This window comes from Nitratireductor aquimarinus, assembly GCF_017255295.1.
GTDB classification, from domain to species: Bacteria; Pseudomonadota; Alphaproteobacteria; order Rhizobiales; family Rhizobiaceae; genus Nitratireductor; species Nitratireductor aquimarinus.
The window spans coordinates 1-14,248 of the sequence record NZ_JAFKDE010000020.1 but is presented as its reverse complement, the minus strand read 5'-3'; the positions used below and the strand labels follow the sequence as shown (position 1 = coordinate 14,248).

Here is a 14,248-nt window from a genome sequence, read left to right as displayed (position 1 = left end):
GTAGATCCCTCGTCCCTCCCTGCGCCAAGCAGAAAAGGGAAAAAGTGGACGACTTTTCAGCCGCCCGCAGCAGGACAATCCAGCCGCTACCGTGGTCTAGTTTTCCACCGCCGTTCTCACACGCTTGTCATGCATTTTGATTTTCACACCATCACGGGTGTTCGCGACCTCTGAGACGGCCGCTGCGGTATCACTATCGAGCTCCTCGCTGTCCACCAGCGTAACGCCTGACGAGACGACCAACGTTCCATCGATCATTTCTTTCGTGTGATGAGACGGCCCCCACTTCACAGCGCGCCGAAGGTCAGCGAAGGCTACCTTCGCCAACTCGGATGCAACTCGCTCTTTGGTAATGGTGAGCTTATCGACAACCCGCCCGGAGACGACCTCGGTGATCTCATCAACTCTGGCTCGAATGCTTTCATTTGCTTTCAAGCGAGTGGCATTCCCCCGGTTGGGGCTGTAGCCGGCCTTCTGGTACGCCTCATCGGCAGACAGCCCTTTGGCCAGCCCCTGCGCGAAGGCTTCATGGCGTGGGTTTGGGAGAGTGGGCATGAACCAGATAGCTCCTGCAATCTCAATCCCCGCCTCTGTATTGGGCGGCGCTTACCTTATCGGTGACGCTATCGAGAAGCGGCCGAGTGGAATACGATCCTACTAAATCCGTACTATTCTTCGCATAGCTCACACCCTAATCTCGAGGTCGCTATATTGCCTCACTGATGGAGGCGTCATGCTGGTTACTGCCATAAGAAAGGAAGTGAGATGGCAAATAACAAACATCCGAGCTACCTTGGTGGGCACTCACTTCAAGGAAGCTCGGCAGGATTCTCGGGGTGGGGGCGCCGAAAGAATAAGGCCTTTCCTGACGGCGGGCTACTGAAATGGGCGCAAACCAGTGAAACTGGTAGTTTCACGCTGTTAAAAGCTCGCGAGATCAATGCGCCCATTCGAAAGAGACGACGTCGAAAACGCAAGACAAAGCCGTCTACCGACTGATTTTACCACTTCATGACGCCGCATGACGCTGGCTTGCTGCAGCTTTCCAATCACCGGCTCGGACATTGCCCACTGCCTGAACAGCGAACGCGACCGGCGCTAGCTTTCCGATTGGGCTTCGCCTTGCCTGACCGGGCAGCGGCCACCATGCGCACCCTTGGCCGCGAAAGCCATAGACGGCGCGATAGACCCGGCCCGACGACATCTTGAGATCAGCGACCGTTCCATATCGGATGTCTCGGGCCTCGCTGATCGGCTGCCACTGCATCAAATCAGCCCCACCATCCACAGGGCGATAAGGCCTATGCTCCAAAAGGGGGCGGTGAACAGGGCGAACATGAAGAGTGTGAAAGCCAGACTGGCCACCGATATCAGGAGGCCCACAGCGAACATGACCGCGTTTCCAAGCCAGATGGGCATCCCAGGTCTCCACATACGAGAAGCCCCAGCGCATGGCCGGGGCATTCTGATCCATTCTCTTCTGAAGCAACGATCACCACCGTGAGCATTTGTCGCAGCGTGCGGCCATTTGTTCGCCGTTTATTAGGTCCGTTTGCGCGAGACCAATAAACACAGGAACTTAAACCTATGCTGGTACTAGCATGGAGGGCAATTCTCCTTGGCTTCCTTATTGCCGGTCTGGTGCACGTAGCGGCCGCCATAACCGTGATGTTCTTCGATGATCACCATTCGATGGCCGCGACCATTGTGCGATCCATCCTGATCACCGTCATCATCGCTCCTGTGCTCTTCTACGTCCTGTCCCAGAAAAGCTCACAAGAGCCGGAACGGGACACCCTCTGAAGCCTGCCGTCCCTGCCCTCGCACCAGCTACCATTTCCGATTGAACTCGGGATAGTGATTGCGAGACCTCAGCATAGGGGCGAGCCACCACGCCAGCGGGACGGTCAACGCGATACTAGTCACGATCACAGCCGGCAGCAGATATTCAGCCATCGAGAACAGCGCCGGGATTGAGAGAACCAGCACGGCTCCCGCTCCAAAAAGCATGGCGTTGATCGGAAGCGCGAGCATCCCTGTCATGTACGTTCGAGTGCGCATCATCACCTCCTGTGGTGGTTGGTGTGCTGCACTGAAAACGTATCGCGGAGTGCCAGGTTCCAAGTTGTGATCGGTGGTTGCACCGGCGCGGATCGAACGCGCGACCTCCAGGTTATGAGCCTGGCGAGCTACCACTGCTCTACGGTGCTGTTGAAGCCAATCCCTCGTCTGTGGACCGCGCCGGCAGATCGGGCGCACCATCCGGTACAGGGTTCTTCTCAAGATCCGCGATCAACGACTTCATCTCGCCAATCTCGCGAACCTGTGCCTCGATGATCTCATCGGCCAATTCGCGAACGCGCGGGTCTTTGATGTGCGCCCTTTCACTCGTCAGAATGGCGATCGAGTGATGCGGGATCATCGCCTTCATGTAGGAGACGTCATCGACCGTCTCCTGACTGCGCACCAGCCAGAGCGACAGGGCAAACGCGACAGCACCGGCTGCCAGAATACCGATATTGACAGTTCGGCTGTTGTACATGGCCCACATGAACGAGAGCATCACCACGGCCATGGTTGCGCCCATCAGGAGGGCCATCCAAGCACGTGTTTGGCTGAACCAGATATGATCGAAAGCGTACGTTTTGAGGTACATGAGCCCGAACATGACGAGCGTCGAAGTGGCGATCATTGCGCCGAAGCGGACATAGCTCATTCTCTCCTCCACATCTCTCCACGAATGTGGGGGCAAGTCGTGAGCCGTTCGATTGTTCCAAGTTTGGTCTAAGCCGCTTCCTGCTTACGCTTCTTGGCTTCCCTCTGCCTCCGGCGCTCATTGCGTCGATCAGACCAGGAGAAGTCCGCTGGATCGTCCGAGAAGTAGCTGGTGAATGCCTCGTCTGAGGCCCATGACGTGACGCCTCTTTCCTCAGCGCGCTCGTCTTCGATGTTGGGCTCAATATGCCCGTTTTCCGGGGGAACAGGGAACCCCTCGAATTGGGAGCTATTGCAATTCTGCACACTCCTGCGAGCCAGATGTGCAAGAATTGACGAAAGAGCGCGATTTTTCCGCGCCCTTCCCGTCTTCGGCGTAATGTCCTGACCGGCGCACCAGTCCTTGAAGAACAGCCGCTTGTGGTCGGCCAGGCAGCGAGCGCGGCTCTGTTGGCCTCGTTGTCGACCAGAGCATACCAGCCCTGCGCCTCCTCGGCTTCCGAGATGTCTCGCGCCGTATATTCGGTCTTCTCGAAGAACTCCCGCCGATAGAGCGCATGGGCGTCCTCATCCTCACGGAGAAGACGGCAGGCGTTGGCTAGAGGATCGCGGCTGCGGCGCTCCCCTCGCCTGTGGCCCCAGTTCCTCATGTCATCGTCGGAATGGACGTAGGGAAGCTGCTGGGCGCGCAGCGGGGCCGGCCCAACGCGGTTACCCACACTCTCGATCTCTGCCGCCCTGATGAGGCGCTCGGCGATCTCTTCGATGTTCATGTAATCCTCCGACGATCATCCAGCATATCGAGTTGATCCGCGTTTGGGCCGAAGCGGCGGAACAGGCGCTCATAGACCATACCGCCTAGAGCGAAGCGCGTCGGGACAACGCTCCTCAGTTCCTGCGCCACAAACTGCAGCTCACCGCCGGGGATCCTGTCCCAGGTCTCAAGCCATGCGCTTGCGTCACGCTCAATGATGCCCTGACACCGCCTCACCATGTCCGAGACCATCCAGAAGCCCTCCTTGTCCAAGAGGAGCTTGTTGTTGCCGGCCTCGATGATCGTGGTCATCACCATGCGGGCATGCTCGATGCCGTAGCGGTCGATGATGCGCCGGAGAGTGTCCGGCGCGCGGGTCTGGCCGACCTCCGGGTATCGGGTGCCGGGGATGATCTCGACGTTAAATTCCCGGCAAAGTTCGATGACGCGTGGGTCGATCATTCACAGGCTCCCCATTGGCTGCAGACAGTCGAAATGTCACGCGCAAAGAGAGAATATTGCCGGCCGCCGCGGTCGGTTTTTGCCCACTCGACCATGCGTCTGATGCCGAAGCCTGACGTGGCCAGGCCGTGAGGAATGACATCGGATGCCGCTTCCATCGCTTCCCACTCGGCACACATCACAGGATCATTCACGATGGCAAAGAAGGTGGCGAATCCTAGTTTTGAGGCATCGGTGACTAGATGCTCCCACTCCTCCAATCTATCGATCTGCTCTGGAAAATGGCTGTCCACCAGCGCTAATTCGGCCTTTGCGCAGTTGATGCAAGGGAAGCAGCCGACGCGCTTCAAGCCCCAGCCATAGAGCGGGTTCGCGGGAACGCCGTGCCGAGCTGCAATGCCAAATACTTCCTCGACGCTCTCGACTCGCAGTAAAGGCCGATAGACATAGAAGCGGCCGGGCAGATCGTCATGCGCGACGATACGCTGGACTGGTGGCAGGTGTTTCCGGGCTTCGCTTTCGGCGGCGCGAACGCCCTGCCACGAAATGACGTTTGTGCCCGTCGCCAACAACGGTCGCGTGACTTGTCCGTCGATCGGCTTGACCTTGAGTTCCTGTGTGCAGAACTGTGCCTTCCGGGCAGGGAAACGCCCTTTCCACAGACACAGATCGAGGAATGGGTTGCCAGTTGGATGCAGAACCGAAAGGGCGCGCTCAACGAGATCGGCCGGAACGCCATGGGCCTCCCAATTCTTTTCGATGAACGTGCGCTTCTTTGCTATGCGACCTGAAAAATCGGCCTTCACCCATTCGACCTTTGGACCTCCTGTCCGTTCATGGAGCCGGTTCACCGCCTCATATGTGGCGGGGTGCTCATTGCCAGTGTCAGCGGCGACGGCACGGAATGGGCGCCCTCGCTCAATTGCTCTGCAATAGGTGGCAGTACTGTCCTTGCCACCAGAGACGGATACGACATGTGCAACGTTCATGCCTTGACCACCTCCACCGGGCGTTTACCGGCGCGATGAATGGTGCCAGCGCGCCATTCGTGCTCGGCCTTTGCTCTCGCGCTGACGTAATTGCCATTCATGTAGGCGATCAGCGCGGCCTGCGCGGCAATCTTTGCTGACCGGGCATCTGGGAAAGGCTGGGGCTCGCCCTTTTGGCAGACCGTCTGCCAAGCGCCATGCTCCCCTGCTCGGAATTGACCGTGCCAGTCCATGCCAGAGCGCTTGGCGCGGGTTGCGAAACAGTTCATTCTGCGGCCTCCCTATACTGCTTCCGACGCATCGCTCTCAGATATGGTGGCGGGTTCCGCTCAATCTCGGCCTGCGCCTCATGATGGGCTCTCCGCCATTGATCCTCCACTTCTGGCAATGGCCGGCGCGCGAGAATGTCGGGAACTGGAACACCCCAGCGATAGGCTAGGTCACACATGGCCTTGAAGCTGGGGATTGCCGCTGCGAGCTCGTCAAGGGCCTGCGGGCCAGCCTTCTGCGCAGCACTGAACAGAGGCATTTTCAGACGCATGCGAGCGCGCGCCATCTCATCCATGGAGACGCGTGGCGGGATCTGCCTCTGTGGCGGTATCCGTGTCGGTACAGACGTGGTCCGGACGATCCGCGCCAGTTCGGGCGGCGTCGGTACGAACCGCATATTGATGCCTTCCACCTCGCCGCGCAGGAACCTGCTGATGCCGGCCTTGATCGCGTCCAGGCTGACACCGCGCAGCGCCTCGATGTATGCGGCCGCAACGTTCTCTCCATTGCTGCCACGCTGGAATGGGAGGGCATCGAATAAGAGTTGCAGGGCTCCTGCGAGCTCCGCCTGTGAGGCTGGGCGTATATCAGTCATTGTCCGCCCTTCTCAAAAGGTCGTACACGGCAGCCATGACGCGCTCTGTGTCGGGATGGCCCATCTGCAGATTGTAGGTTTCCGATGGACGACGCTTGTAGATTGCAGCCGCAATCATCGCCCCAGCCACGACGATAGAGAAGGCATCAGGGGCCTTCATTGCCAGCCAGACCATGGCTAACCCGCCGTAAACCGTGCTTATCATGGCGACCAGACCAGCGACCGCCGTTATGCCCTTTTGGACGCTGTCCACCCACTTCCTTTTTCCCATCATTGCCGATACGTCCCGTTCGCAATCGCGCCGAACACGTCGCTGGGGCTCTGCTGCACCACACGGGGCGTCCGGTCCCTCACCCATGATGCCTGGAAACCCTGCCAGCACCGCTCAATCATGATCTCTGCCGCCTCGTTCGCGTCCCCCCATTCGGACAGGCGCTTTGCAAGCAGCTTTGCCGCGAACGGCGTCAGCTTCTTCCTGATCGTCACCGCCCGATGCTCGACCACTGCTTTCGCGTGATCCTCGTCAAGCACCGTCATCAGGTTCTGAAGAATCTCGTTCACGTAGCCATCTCCTTGATCTCAATTCTGACGTTGCCACCCTTCACCGGTTCGGAAATCACTGGCGGCATTGTGCGAAACATCCGGTCATCAACTCCAAGCGCATCGGCTATGCCGTCGCGGTAGGCCTTGATCGACGCCATGAGGTTGTCGTCGTCGTACCGGTATCGGGCTGGCGGCGAGAACGTTGCCTGAAAGGACAGAGCGTCAGCGGTGATCGGGCCAATCTGTCGGGCATGAGATGACGTGACCGCCCTCGCCTCGCGTCTGGCCTTCTTCACCGATGCGGCTTTCACCATGCGATGAGGTCTTCCGTTCGGGCTGAGGTTCTTGCTGGGCCATGGAAGGTCGAGAATGAGTGCCATCACTCCCCTCCCCACATAGCTGCGCCAAGGGTGAGAATGCCCGCAATGGCCAGGGTCCAATTCGCGATCAAGAAACGGGTGCGCTCGGTCATGCTGCGGCCCTCGCCTTGCTCAGGCTCTCTTCCTTCTCTGCCAGAAAGGCCGGTGAGAACCGGAGGAAGCCATTTCGATCACGCTTGAAGAGACCATCTTCCAGCCCGTGGATCGCAGCCCAGACGGATTGTTCATTTCGGGACCACATGCCGACAAACTTGCCCTGCTGTGCTTCCGTCACTCTGACACTTTCGCTCCGCAGAAACGCTGCACTTCGGTCTTGCGGCTCCGCGCATTCGAACTCTGCCAAGACGCAGCGGACGTTCTTGATCGAGAGACCGCCGTAGTCCATGTGGAAGCGGAGCCCATTCAGCACGGCGCTCTTGTCGGTGAAGTTCCGGGTTTCGAGCATTGCGTGAAAATGCTCATCCGTGAGCAGATCGATCGCATGCCAGAAAGGGCCGATATCCCGGTTGCGCCCGAACTCATCGAGTGGCTGCCAGACCGGCCGTGTCCCGGTCGCTTCCTCAATCGCGTCAAGCTCAGGGAATCCCTCGAAGTCGGGATGACGCAGCCAGAGCTTGCTCTGACCGTCTGTCTGCCGCCGTCTCTCAACGAACTCGATGGGAAAGTTGAAGAGCCTCGAAGGAAGCTCTCCAAACGACACCTGAATGGCGCGGTTAAGGCCCAGAAGATATTCGTTGTGGGCCAAACCCGCATCGACCAGCCGAGCAATCAACGGATCAGGCGGCAGCGGTGCGGGCTTCGGCTCTGCGAACATGTCAAGCTGTTGCATTCGTCTCTGACCTATATCAGGGTGCGCCGATAGCCCCGGCGCAGCGGTTAACGTTTGACGGACCAGACCATCAGGGTGACCGCGAAGGCGAAGCCAACGGCGGCAAATGCCTCCGGCCAGTTCATTTCAGTCATGCCTCTTCCCTTTCTTTGCTCTGCGGCGACGCTGGATTACTTCCCAGAGCCGCTTGATCGCGCGACATAGCCGCATTGCTTTCCTCGATTGCTTGGGCTTCCCGCTCGATGCGGTCGGCGGTGTTTTCGATCAGTGCGCAGAGATGGCCGTAGGCATTTCGAAGTCCGCGATAGACGTCCGCGTTCATCGACTTCATTTCACGCCAGTGCTTCCACACACGCTCGGCTTGGGCCGGTGTAATCCCGGCCTTTCTTGCCGCCCTGTCACGCGCTGCGGTCTGGGTGTCGCCCCATCCGCGATACTCATTTCTCGTTGCAGCGTTCAGCATTCGGAACGCCTCCTGAGCAGCCATACTCGTACTCATTGGCTTGTCCTCATTGGGTGCAGATCCGCACCGTTTGCGGTCACACATGCACTTCCTCCATCGCTACATTCACACTCGTAGCAACGGGGATTTCCGGGCCTGTAGGGCTCGATCTCGAAAGGAAGGAAAGGAACGACGAATGAGCAGGACGACGCTTCAACATCAGCCTGGTCAGCTCGATTTGTTCCCTGAAACGCTGCGGGGGTCATTTGCGCCCCCGCTGAAACGGGCTCATGGCAATGGCGGCGGCAACCGCCAGAGGCCAGACAACGCAAACTGCCCATTCACGGAGGCCCGTGGGTACATTCCGCCCATAGGCGTCCCGGCCTACAGAGGCCACCGCGCCAATCACGCCTAGGAGATAGAGGGAGATGGCGAGGAACGTCATGCGGACTGCTCCGCGAACGGGACATCAGCGTTTCTCAGAACGCGCTCAACCTCATGGGGAGCGCAGGGCTTGCCGGTTTCGCGCCGGATGGTTCTCGCGATCTGGGTTGGCGTCTGACCGCGCCGCGCAGCTGCAAGCATCAGGTCGGTATCAGCCACGGTCCATTTGAGGTTCAAATGCCATGCGGTGACGCCTTCGACATGATTGCGCGCCGGCCGGTCTTGGACAGTTCGATTTTCCAATCTGTCATCGAGAGGACGCGAGATGCCGGCCGGCTGGCCCTTGGATACCGTCTCGCACCCAAAGATCGTGCTGGAAGCCGGAGCCCCGCCACACCCAAGGGAGTCTGTGAGTTCGTTGGCGGCGCGCAGCGATTTGCGGTGATGGGTAACGCCTTCGGCGTCCCGGCCTCTGACGGGAAATCCGGTCCCGCCAGATTTTTGCGCCCGCAGAGCATCGCTGCTTGGTGTGCCCGGTATGCCGCCGGATACCGTGGGAGAGTGCGGGCCGGGGAAATCCGTCGCTTCGCGAATGAGTGCCGAGGGGGCGTCTTGGGGGGACCGGGTAGCCCCCTCGGCTGTAGCCGCGCTGGGGAGGAGAGAAGCGCGGCGTTCTTGTGTCTGGTGGGAGGTCATGCGGCGGCTCCCATGATGGTGCGCGCGTCGAAATCATCCCACGGAGCGATATCTTGAACCGCGGCCCGGATCTGATCACGAACAACCAGCTTCTCGACAACGGGCTTGCTTCCGACTGCCAGGTTGCAGGGCTCGCAGGCGATGCCGAGATTGAACTCGTGGTTCGGCCCGCCCTTCGAGATCGGAACGAAATGCTCGAGCGTCGAGCTTTCACGCGTGACGAATTGCCCGCAGTAGCAGCAGCAGGCGTAGCCAGTTTCCCGCTCCAGCCGGTCAATGATCGAATTGCGCAGAGCCGCGCCGTTCTGCCGGCGCATCTTCTGGATGGCCTGTTCGCCCCCTGCCCCGGTCTCATCGAGGAACTGGCGATAATCCGCCCTCGTTTCGTCGGAGACCGTCAGCTTCCCCTTCTTGTTGCGGTAGATGATCAGGGGCGACTTGCCGGTGAGACGGTAGCGGAGAACTTCCCACTCGCTGGTGGGGGCATCGACACTGCCGCCTTGTGCTTCGATCCATTCAGCAAAAGCGCGGAGCTTGAACGTGGTTGGCTGGAGGTCGCTCATGCCGCTGTCTCCGCGTTGTACCAATCCTCAACGCTGACCTTCCCGTCAGTCGCACGAAGAATGCGCATAACGAGATCGAGCCCCGGCGAGCGTTCGCCGCGGAGAATGCGGGTGATGGTCGAGGGGGCAACGCCAATCTCGACCGCAAAAGCGGAGGGCTTCATGTCCCGTTCGGAAAGGTACGTTTCGAGTTTCATGCCCAAAACTTGCCATGTGGCAAACTTATTGTCAACTGGCAATTTGCCACATGGCGGTGGCGCAGTTTTGCCAATTGGCGAATAACCGCATGATGGCAAATCAGGTTCGCAAAATCCGCAAATCCCGTGAAGTGACGCTTGAACACCTTGCGGAACTGACGGGCATCTCGACCAGTTACCTCTCCCGAATTGAGGCAGGCTCACGCGGCCTGAGCCTCGAGAACGCGGTGAAGATCGCGCGGGCACTTAAGGTTGAGCCAGAGGAAATCTCAAACGAGTTCGCGCCGGAGGACTTGGAGCGCGCGAAGGACATACCTTCGGCATCCGGAAAGAAGCGCGGCGACATCCCGAACTTCACGATCCATGCAGGAATGGGCCCAGGTGGCGCTCTGAGCGTTCTCGCCAACGACAATGGCGAGGTCTATTCGGATTTCTCGGATGGCTTCTGGAGCTTCCCGGACGCGGTAAAAGCCGGCTGGCGCAACATGTCGAAGATCTACGCCATGCCGGTAACTGGCGATAGCATGGAGCCAACACTGCCGGGCGGGTCATTCGCGTTCATCGACACCTCCCACGTGATGCCGTCCCCCGAAGATATCTACGCGCTAGATTACGGTGATGGCCTGATGATCAAGCGCGTCAAACTCGTGCCGCGCACTGACAAAATCCTGATCATCTCGGACAATGAGCGCTACGGGCAGGATGAGCTACTGCGGGAAGAGGTCCGCGTTTACGGTCGCGTCGTCGCTTGGTTCCAGTGGCGAGGCTGACGATTATCGACCGCGTATGCGGTCATATTGCGAAAAGGTAATGGGGGAATTCATGCGGGGGATTGCAATGAAGCGGCTTATCTTAGCCGGCGCGCTATTCGCGGCATGCACAACAACAGCCATCAGCGAAGAGATGAAGGAAGGCTGGGGCCTTCAATTCCGCCAAGACACTTTCGACAAAAGCGTTTTGCCGCTTGCGATGATGTCTGAATCCGGTGACGGGTTTGACAAAGCACTGATCGCTTTCGCATGCGCCTCGTCGGGCGACTTGGTGTCGTTTTTCCAGCCCGAGCGCTTCATGATGTTCGTTCAAACCGCGAAGGCGACATTCCGCCATGGGGACCAGACCCTGGATTTCACATTCACGGTCGGCGAGGTTCCTCACTTTGGGAAGAGGCTTATCGCCAGCACCGAAGATTCCGCCTCAATTGTCGAGATATTTGAAGCAGCGGACGGTGCCGACGTACCATTCCGGACCGAGAAGAAACAGGGCGTCTTTACGTCGGTTGGCTCGAAACAGACCTTCGAGATAATGCGTTCACTCTGCGGAAAATAGGCGTCATGAGAAAGCCCAAGCCTCCCCGCGAACGCGCTGCCCGCGCCTTATGCACGTCCCGTGGCCTGCCAGAGAACACGAAGTTCGAAGGCCGGCCAATGTGGGAAAGCCTCCTGCCGGAGGTCGACATCGTTCTCAAGGCCGCGCAGACGCCAGAAGAGTGGGCGCGCCTTCGAGAGGGAGGCGAGAGCCATGGCTGATAAGTTCGCTGCCAAGCTCCTCGACGCCGCTGACAATATCGAGAACCTGACGCATGCAGAGGTACAGGTTCTGCTCCGCCGGGCGGCGCTGCGCATAGGCAATCGCACCCAACTCCCCGGCACAACTATTCTCGAGCGCGAAATCTCACGGGTGATCGATGAATTCGCAGCCACCCATGCCATACCCCGTGACGATGCCGCAAATCTGGCTCTCCGCGACTGGGCAATCAGTATGGGGTTTATAGAGATCGACGACTTGAATAATGAAGGCGACGAGCCGTGACTGACAAGCTCGCTGACGAACTCCTCAAAGCGGCCAAGACGCTACACGACTTCACGCCTATCGAGATCCAGGTGCTGTTGCGGCGGGCGGCGTTGCGCCTTCAAGGCAAGCTCGTCAAAGCCGGGGAAATCACCCTAATTTCCGAGGTCGCGGATCTGGCTGACGAGTTCGCGAAGGAAAACGACATGAGCCGAGACGAAGCCGTCAACGCGATCATTCTGGATTGGGGAATCGGCGCCGGTCTGATCGAGATCAACGAACTCGATGATGAGGATGAGTGAACGCCAACCCAGAAAGACACCCGGAACAGTATCGTTCAAAGCGTCAAATCACTGGCAGACACTTGCATACACCCTGATTGCGACCGGAACACTGCTTGCGCTCTACTGGGCATTCAATTTGATATTAGATTGAAATACGAATAGGCAGAAATACGGTTCGATGCTCAACCGGCAAGATGAGGGAGCTACCAGATGAACTGGTTTATGTTTCTTGTTGGCACCGTGATCGCAGCTGCATTTTTTTGGGATTTCTACAATTCCATTTAATTGCTGAGCCCGTCTTGCGGCAAGTTCGGAGGGGAAAATTGGCAAGACTTCCACCCAGATTCGAGCGGCGCGAAATGAACTGGCTATTACTGTTCATTTGCGTCGTCATGGCTACCGCCTTCGCATGGATTATCTACGCAGTATTCAAGCTGCTGGTCGCGTCATAAGCGAATAGGGAGGGGAGATAGGGAAATGAAATTTGAGGGGGCAGACCTGTGCGCTGGCTGATGCGATGGTTTTTTCGCAGATACCTTCTTGCTCTAGTGGCTCAAGGCGGCGCCCCCCTAACGCTTTTCGCGATATTCGGGTTTTCAAGCCAGGTTGACCGCTTCTTATCCCAAAACAGGATCGCAGTCGGGTTGGTATTGTTGGTTCACTTCATGTGCTACCTTATATCCGAACTGGCGACCGCTGATACGTACAGACTGCAGGAATTTCGCCGTAAGCACTTAGGAGATGAAGATGATTGACCTGTTCCGGGAGCCCGGATTTTGGGTACTCGCGATCTTGACGATCTGCGGGGGCATCACGCTCGTCTCTTCTCTGGTCCTAAGACGGACACGTCGCCGACTTCTCGATCTTGTCGAAGAAATGTCCAGTGAGGCACCGCTGTCGCGCGAGGACAAGGCACTCCTGAGGTCCGAAACCGAGCGTTCGTACGGATCGGAACTCTTCGTTGCCGCCCCATTCGCGCCATTCGCCATTTTTGGAGCGGTTGCGCTCGGAGCCTATGAAGGTTGGAAAAAAGAGAGCTACGACCAGACGGTTGAGCGGTTCGACAAGAGTGCAGATCGAATTTACGCCGAAAGTATCGAATTGACCGAAGGCATTGACCCGCGCCGGGGGCGGCTATGGAATCACCCTCGACGGCGCGAACTGCATGATCACGTGATAGCGCTTGAAACTTGGAACCACCCTATCGCAATGACGTGGATCATGTGTTGGATCATTCTTGCGCTGCCATTCCTCGGTCTAAGCTATCTGATTTCAGGAACGATGCGCCCGTTTTACGCCAACATCTGGGAGCCCTTGCGGGACCCCGTTGTATCCATCTTACGATCCGTAAAGCATCACCCGGCTTCCTGACGACCGCCGGCTCAGCCCTTGGGCAACACCTTTTGGAACTGATGGCTATCGCTGCTGTTCGACGGCGGCGTTCGCAACCCCAGTTTGCGCGCGTCCGCAATCATCGACTGCAGAAGGCGGATGTATCGACACACTTCACGCACAGCCCATAAGATCGTCCCAGAAGAAACCATCAGAAAAAATGTAATCACGGCGAGCCAGAATTGATCGCCCATAGCGCCCTTCACTTCTACGTTTGAGAGTAGGGCCCTAGAGATATAATACTCCCTCTCCAGAGCCCTATATTATTGGAGAATAACCTTTTAGAAATTAGCCTTTATATATTTGGGTGTCAGATTTGACAGGGGTAGGTGTGTCAGATTTGACAGGGGTCAAAAAAAAGGGGGCGTGGAGAAAATAGGTGTTCGGCTTGCCCTTTTCCTCGATCACCAGCACCACGTTTTTTGCACGCAATTCCGCGATAGCCCTGTTCACGTAGCTCTTGCTCTTTCCCATTTCATGAGCAACGCGCCCGACCGTGTACCAGCAACACTGATCATTTCCATTCATTCGGTCAGACAGCCAATATCCAACGCGAAAACCGCGATCCGATAGGTCGGCGCGCGTGGATAGATAGCTGCGCCACTGTCGTCGTTTGTCGAAAAATTCTGCGGCAGCTTCGCCGTTGTCGTTGCGCTTAAGCATGCGCCAGCTATAAACCACGCTCAATTATTTGCCAATCGGCAATTTGCCAGTTGACACATTAATTGCCATCTGACAAATTCCCTCACATTCCCAGCACGAAGAAGCGCACCCCGCGCCGATCTGCCGGACACGATGGAGAGGAAGAGAACGATGAGCCGATACGACTTCTGCCATACGATCCATGACGAGAAGCTTGGAATTGGCGTCGTCTACGACCTGGAATGCGAGGTTGAGCTTTCCGTCGAACTGGATGCGGGCGTCCCAATGGTTTCGGTGGATGCCGTCTACGTGGACGGAAAGAA

At 57.9% G+C, this 14,248-nt stretch carries 25 protein-coding genes and 1 tRNA gene; 7 read left to right on the top strand and 19 right to left on the bottom strand.

Annotation, left to right across the window (positions count from 1 at the left end):
• Window positions 1-96: 96 nt before the first annotated feature.
• Both JYP46_RS21945 and JYP46_RS21940 read right to left on the bottom strand, forming a co-directional pair.
• Window positions 97-555 (bottom strand): terminase small subunit, encoded by a 459-nt coding sequence (locus JYP46_RS21945; RefSeq protein ID WP_206549361.1) that lies wholly within the window; start codon window positions 553-555, stop codon window positions 97-99.
• 711 nt (window positions 556-1,266) lie between these two features.
• Window positions 1,267-1,419 (bottom strand): hypothetical protein, encoded by a 153-nt coding sequence (locus JYP46_RS21940; protein WP_206549360.1) that lies wholly within the window; start codon window positions 1,417-1,419, stop codon window positions 1,267-1,269.
• A gap of 168 nt (window positions 1,420-1,587) precedes the next feature.
• Here JYP46_RS21940 and JYP46_RS21935 point away from each other — a divergent pair, with 168 nt between their 5' ends.
• Window positions 1,588-1,803 carry a hypothetical protein gene (locus JYP46_RS21935; RefSeq protein WP_206549359.1) on the top strand — a complete coding sequence of 72 codons (216 nt, stop codon included), beginning with the start codon at window positions 1,588-1,590 and terminating at the stop codon, window positions 1,801-1,803.
• Window positions 1,804-1,830: 27 nt separating this feature from the next.
• Here JYP46_RS21935 and JYP46_RS21930 read toward each other — a convergent pair whose 3' ends face one another.
• The 15 genes from JYP46_RS21930 to JYP46_RS21860 all read right to left on the bottom strand — a co-directional run bounded on the left by JYP46_RS21930 (window position 1,831) and on the right by JYP46_RS21860 (window position 9,819).
• The gene (locus JYP46_RS21930) at window positions 1,831-2,061 is read right to left on the bottom strand and encodes a hypothetical protein (RefSeq protein ID WP_143088133.1); all 231 of its coding nucleotides are present in this window, start codon (window positions 2,059-2,061) and stop codon (window positions 1,831-1,833) included.
• Between the two features lie 74 nt (window positions 2,062-2,135).
• Window positions 2,136-2,210, bottom strand: a tRNA-Met gene (locus JYP46_RS21925).
• Complete coding sequence (locus JYP46_RS21920; protein ID WP_206549358.1) at window positions 2,201-2,716, bottom strand: DUF305 domain-containing protein; 516 nt, start codon at window positions 2,714-2,716, stop codon at window positions 2,201-2,203. The genes JYP46_RS21925 and JYP46_RS21920 overlap by 10 nt, the downstream gene beginning before the upstream one ends.
• Window positions 2,717-3,484: 768 nt before the next feature.
• On the bottom strand, window positions 3,485-3,931 hold the full coding sequence (locus JYP46_RS21915; RefSeq protein ID WP_206549357.1) for a hypothetical protein: 447 nt from the start codon (window positions 3,929-3,931) through the stop codon (window positions 3,485-3,487).
• Window positions 3,928-4,920, bottom strand: a complete 993-nt coding sequence (locus JYP46_RS21910) for a phosphoadenosine phosphosulfate reductase domain-containing protein (protein ID WP_206549356.1) — start codon at window positions 4,918-4,920, stop codon at window positions 3,928-3,930. Before JYP46_RS21910 ends, JYP46_RS21915 begins: the two co-directional genes overlap by 4 nt.
• Window positions 4,917-5,189, bottom strand: coding sequence for a hypothetical protein (locus tag JYP46_RS21905; protein ID WP_206549355.1), 273 nt, complete (start codon window positions 5,187-5,189; stop codon window positions 4,917-4,919). The genes JYP46_RS21910 and JYP46_RS21905 overlap by 4 nt, the downstream gene beginning before the upstream one ends.
• Entirely contained in the window at window positions 5,186-5,785 is a 600-nt protein-coding gene (locus tag JYP46_RS21900; RefSeq protein WP_206549354.1) for a hypothetical protein, read from the bottom strand. The genes JYP46_RS21905 and JYP46_RS21900 overlap by 4 nt, the downstream gene beginning before the upstream one ends.
• Window positions 5,778-6,038: a hypothetical protein gene (locus JYP46_RS21895; protein WP_206549353.1), complete on the bottom strand. Its 261-nt coding sequence runs from the start codon at window positions 6,036-6,038 to the stop codon at window positions 5,778-5,780. Before JYP46_RS21895 ends, JYP46_RS21900 begins: the two co-directional genes overlap by 8 nt.
• Before the next feature lie 17 nt (window positions 6,039-6,055).
• Window positions 6,056-6,346 (bottom strand): hypothetical protein, encoded by a 291-nt coding sequence (locus JYP46_RS21890; RefSeq protein ID WP_206549352.1) that lies wholly within the window; start codon window positions 6,344-6,346, stop codon window positions 6,056-6,058.
• Complete coding sequence (locus tag JYP46_RS21885) at window positions 6,343-6,708, bottom strand: hypothetical protein (RefSeq protein ID WP_206549351.1); 366 nt, start codon at window positions 6,706-6,708, stop codon at window positions 6,343-6,345. Before JYP46_RS21885 ends, JYP46_RS21890 begins: the two co-directional genes overlap by 4 nt.
• A gap of 88 nt (window positions 6,709-6,796) precedes the next feature.
• Window positions 6,797-7,522 carry a hypothetical protein gene (locus tag JYP46_RS21880; protein ID WP_206549350.1) on the bottom strand — a complete coding sequence of 242 codons (726 nt, stop codon included), beginning with the start codon at window positions 7,520-7,522 and terminating at the stop codon, window positions 6,797-6,799.
• A gap of 145 nt (window positions 7,523-7,667) precedes the next feature.
• Entirely contained in the window at window positions 7,668-8,000 is a 333-nt protein-coding gene (locus JYP46_RS21875; RefSeq protein WP_222474279.1) for a hypothetical protein, read from the bottom strand.
• Between the two features lie 420 nt (window positions 8,001-8,420).
• On the bottom strand, window positions 8,421-9,059 hold the full coding sequence (locus tag JYP46_RS21870; protein WP_206549349.1) for a hypothetical protein: 639 nt from the start codon (window positions 9,057-9,059) through the stop codon (window positions 8,421-8,423).
• Window positions 9,056-9,622 (bottom strand): HNH endonuclease, encoded by a 567-nt coding sequence (locus JYP46_RS21865; RefSeq protein ID WP_206549348.1) that lies wholly within the window; start codon window positions 9,620-9,622, stop codon window positions 9,056-9,058. Before JYP46_RS21865 ends, JYP46_RS21870 begins: the two co-directional genes overlap by 4 nt.
• Window positions 9,619-9,819, bottom strand: a complete 201-nt coding sequence (locus JYP46_RS21860; protein WP_206549347.1) for a helix-turn-helix transcriptional regulator — start codon at window positions 9,817-9,819, stop codon at window positions 9,619-9,621. The genes JYP46_RS21865 and JYP46_RS21860 overlap by 4 nt, the downstream gene beginning before the upstream one ends.
• A gap of 50 nt (window positions 9,820-9,869) precedes the next feature.
• Between JYP46_RS21860 and JYP46_RS21855 the strand changes: the two genes are divergently transcribed.
• The 6 genes from JYP46_RS21855 (at window position 9,870) to JYP46_RS21830 (ending at window position 13,262) form a co-directional block, all read left to right on the top strand.
• Window positions 9,870-10,589, top strand: coding sequence for an XRE family transcriptional regulator (locus JYP46_RS21855; RefSeq protein ID WP_206549346.1), 720 nt, complete (start codon window positions 9,870-9,872; stop codon window positions 10,587-10,589).
• A gap of 67 nt (window positions 10,590-10,656) precedes the next feature.
• Window positions 10,657-11,145, top strand: coding sequence for a hypothetical protein (locus JYP46_RS21850; RefSeq protein WP_206549345.1), 489 nt, complete (start codon window positions 10,657-10,659; stop codon window positions 11,143-11,145).
• 5 nt (window positions 11,146-11,150) lie between these two features.
• Complete coding sequence (locus JYP46_RS21845) at window positions 11,151-11,345, top strand: hypothetical protein (RefSeq protein ID WP_206549344.1); 195 nt, start codon at window positions 11,151-11,153, stop codon at window positions 11,343-11,345.
• Window positions 11,338-11,628 carry a hypothetical protein gene (locus JYP46_RS21840; RefSeq protein ID WP_206549343.1) on the top strand — a complete coding sequence of 97 codons (291 nt, stop codon included), beginning with the start codon at window positions 11,338-11,340 and terminating at the stop codon, window positions 11,626-11,628. The genes JYP46_RS21845 and JYP46_RS21840 overlap by 8 nt, the downstream gene beginning before the upstream one ends.
• On the top strand, window positions 11,625-11,909 hold the full coding sequence (locus JYP46_RS21835; RefSeq protein ID WP_206549342.1) for a hypothetical protein: 285 nt from the start codon (window positions 11,625-11,627) through the stop codon (window positions 11,907-11,909). Before JYP46_RS21840 ends, JYP46_RS21835 begins: the two co-directional genes overlap by 4 nt.
• Before the next feature lie 729 nt (window positions 11,910-12,638).
• Window positions 12,639-13,262, top strand: a complete 624-nt coding sequence (locus JYP46_RS21830) for a hypothetical protein (protein WP_206549341.1) — start codon at window positions 12,639-12,641, stop codon at window positions 13,260-13,262.
• A gap of 11 nt (window positions 13,263-13,273) precedes the next feature.
• Here JYP46_RS21830 and JYP46_RS21825 read toward each other — a convergent pair whose 3' ends face one another.
• Together JYP46_RS21825 and JYP46_RS21820 are read right to left on the bottom strand one after the other, a co-directional pair.
• Window positions 13,274-13,477, bottom strand: a complete 204-nt coding sequence (locus JYP46_RS21825; protein ID WP_206549340.1) for a hypothetical protein — start codon at window positions 13,475-13,477, stop codon at window positions 13,274-13,276.
• A 94-nt stretch (window positions 13,478-13,571) separates the two neighbouring features.
• Window positions 13,572-13,964, bottom strand: a complete 393-nt coding sequence (locus JYP46_RS21820) for a helix-turn-helix domain-containing protein (RefSeq protein ID WP_328850924.1) — start codon at window positions 13,962-13,964, stop codon at window positions 13,572-13,574.
• Window positions 13,965-14,248: the final 284 nt, after the last annotated feature.

Coding starts and splice junctions, on each gene's coding strand:
- JYP46_RS21945 (WP_206549361.1), bottom strand. CDS start 555: ATGCCCACTCTCCCAAACCCACGCCATGAAGCCTTCGCGCAGGGGCTG.
- JYP46_RS21940 (WP_206549360.1), bottom strand. CDS start 1,419: ATGCCCATCTGGCTTGGAAACGCGGTCATGTTCGCTGTGGGCCTCCTG.
- JYP46_RS21935 (WP_206549359.1), top strand. CDS start 1,588: ATGCTGGTACTAGCATGGAGGGCAATTCTCCTTGGCTTCCTTATTGCC.
- JYP46_RS21930 (WP_143088133.1), bottom strand. CDS start 2,061: ATGCGCACTCGAACGTACATGACAGGGATGCTCGCGCTTCCGATCAAC.
- JYP46_RS21920 (WP_206549358.1), bottom strand. CDS start 2,716: ATGAGCTATGTCCGCTTCGGCGCAATGATCGCCACTTCGACGCTCGTC.
- JYP46_RS21915 (WP_206549357.1), bottom strand. CDS start 3,931: ATGATCGACCCACGCGTCATCGAACTTTGCCGGGAATTTAACGTCGAG.
- JYP46_RS21910 (WP_206549356.1), bottom strand. CDS start 4,920: ATGAACGTTGCACATGTCGTATCCGTCTCTGGTGGCAAGGACAGTACT.
- JYP46_RS21905 (WP_206549355.1), bottom strand. CDS start 5,189: ATGAACTGTTTCGCAACCCGCGCCAAGCGCTCTGGCATGGACTGGCAC.
- JYP46_RS21900 (WP_206549354.1), bottom strand. CDS start 5,785: ATGACTGATATACGCCCAGCCTCACAGGCGGAGCTCGCAGGAGCCCTG.
- JYP46_RS21885 (WP_206549351.1), bottom strand. CDS start 6,708: ATGGCACTCATTCTCGACCTTCCATGGCCCAGCAAGAACCTCAGCCCG.
- JYP46_RS21880 (WP_206549350.1), bottom strand. CDS start 7,522: ATGTTCGCAGAGCCGAAGCCCGCACCGCTGCCGCCTGATCCGTTGATT.
- JYP46_RS21875 (WP_222474279.1), bottom strand. CDS start 8,000: ATGCTGAACGCTGCAACGAGAAATGAGTATCGCGGATGGGGCGACACC.
- JYP46_RS21870 (WP_206549349.1), bottom strand. CDS start 9,059: ATGACCTCCCACCAGACACAAGAACGCCGCGCTTCTCTCCTCCCCAGC.
- JYP46_RS21865 (WP_206549348.1), bottom strand. CDS start 9,622: ATGAGCGACCTCCAGCCAACCACGTTCAAGCTCCGCGCTTTTGCTGAA.
- JYP46_RS21860 (WP_206549347.1), bottom strand. CDS start 9,819: ATGAAACTCGAAACGTACCTTTCCGAACGGGACATGAAGCCCTCCGCT.
- JYP46_RS21855 (WP_206549346.1), top strand. CDS start 9,870: ATGGCGGTGGCGCAGTTTTGCCAATTGGCGAATAACCGCATGATGGCA.
- JYP46_RS21850 (WP_206549345.1), top strand. CDS start 10,657: ATGAAGCGGCTTATCTTAGCCGGCGCGCTATTCGCGGCATGCACAACA.
- JYP46_RS21845 (WP_206549344.1), top strand. CDS start 11,151: ATGAGAAAGCCCAAGCCTCCCCGCGAACGCGCTGCCCGCGCCTTATGC.
- JYP46_RS21840 (WP_206549343.1), top strand. CDS start 11,338: ATGGCTGATAAGTTCGCTGCCAAGCTCCTCGACGCCGCTGACAATATC.
- JYP46_RS21830 (WP_206549341.1), top strand. CDS start 12,639: ATGATTGACCTGTTCCGGGAGCCCGGATTTTGGGTACTCGCGATCTTG.
- JYP46_RS21825 (WP_206549340.1), bottom strand. CDS start 13,477: ATGGGCGATCAATTCTGGCTCGCCGTGATTACATTTTTTCTGATGGTT.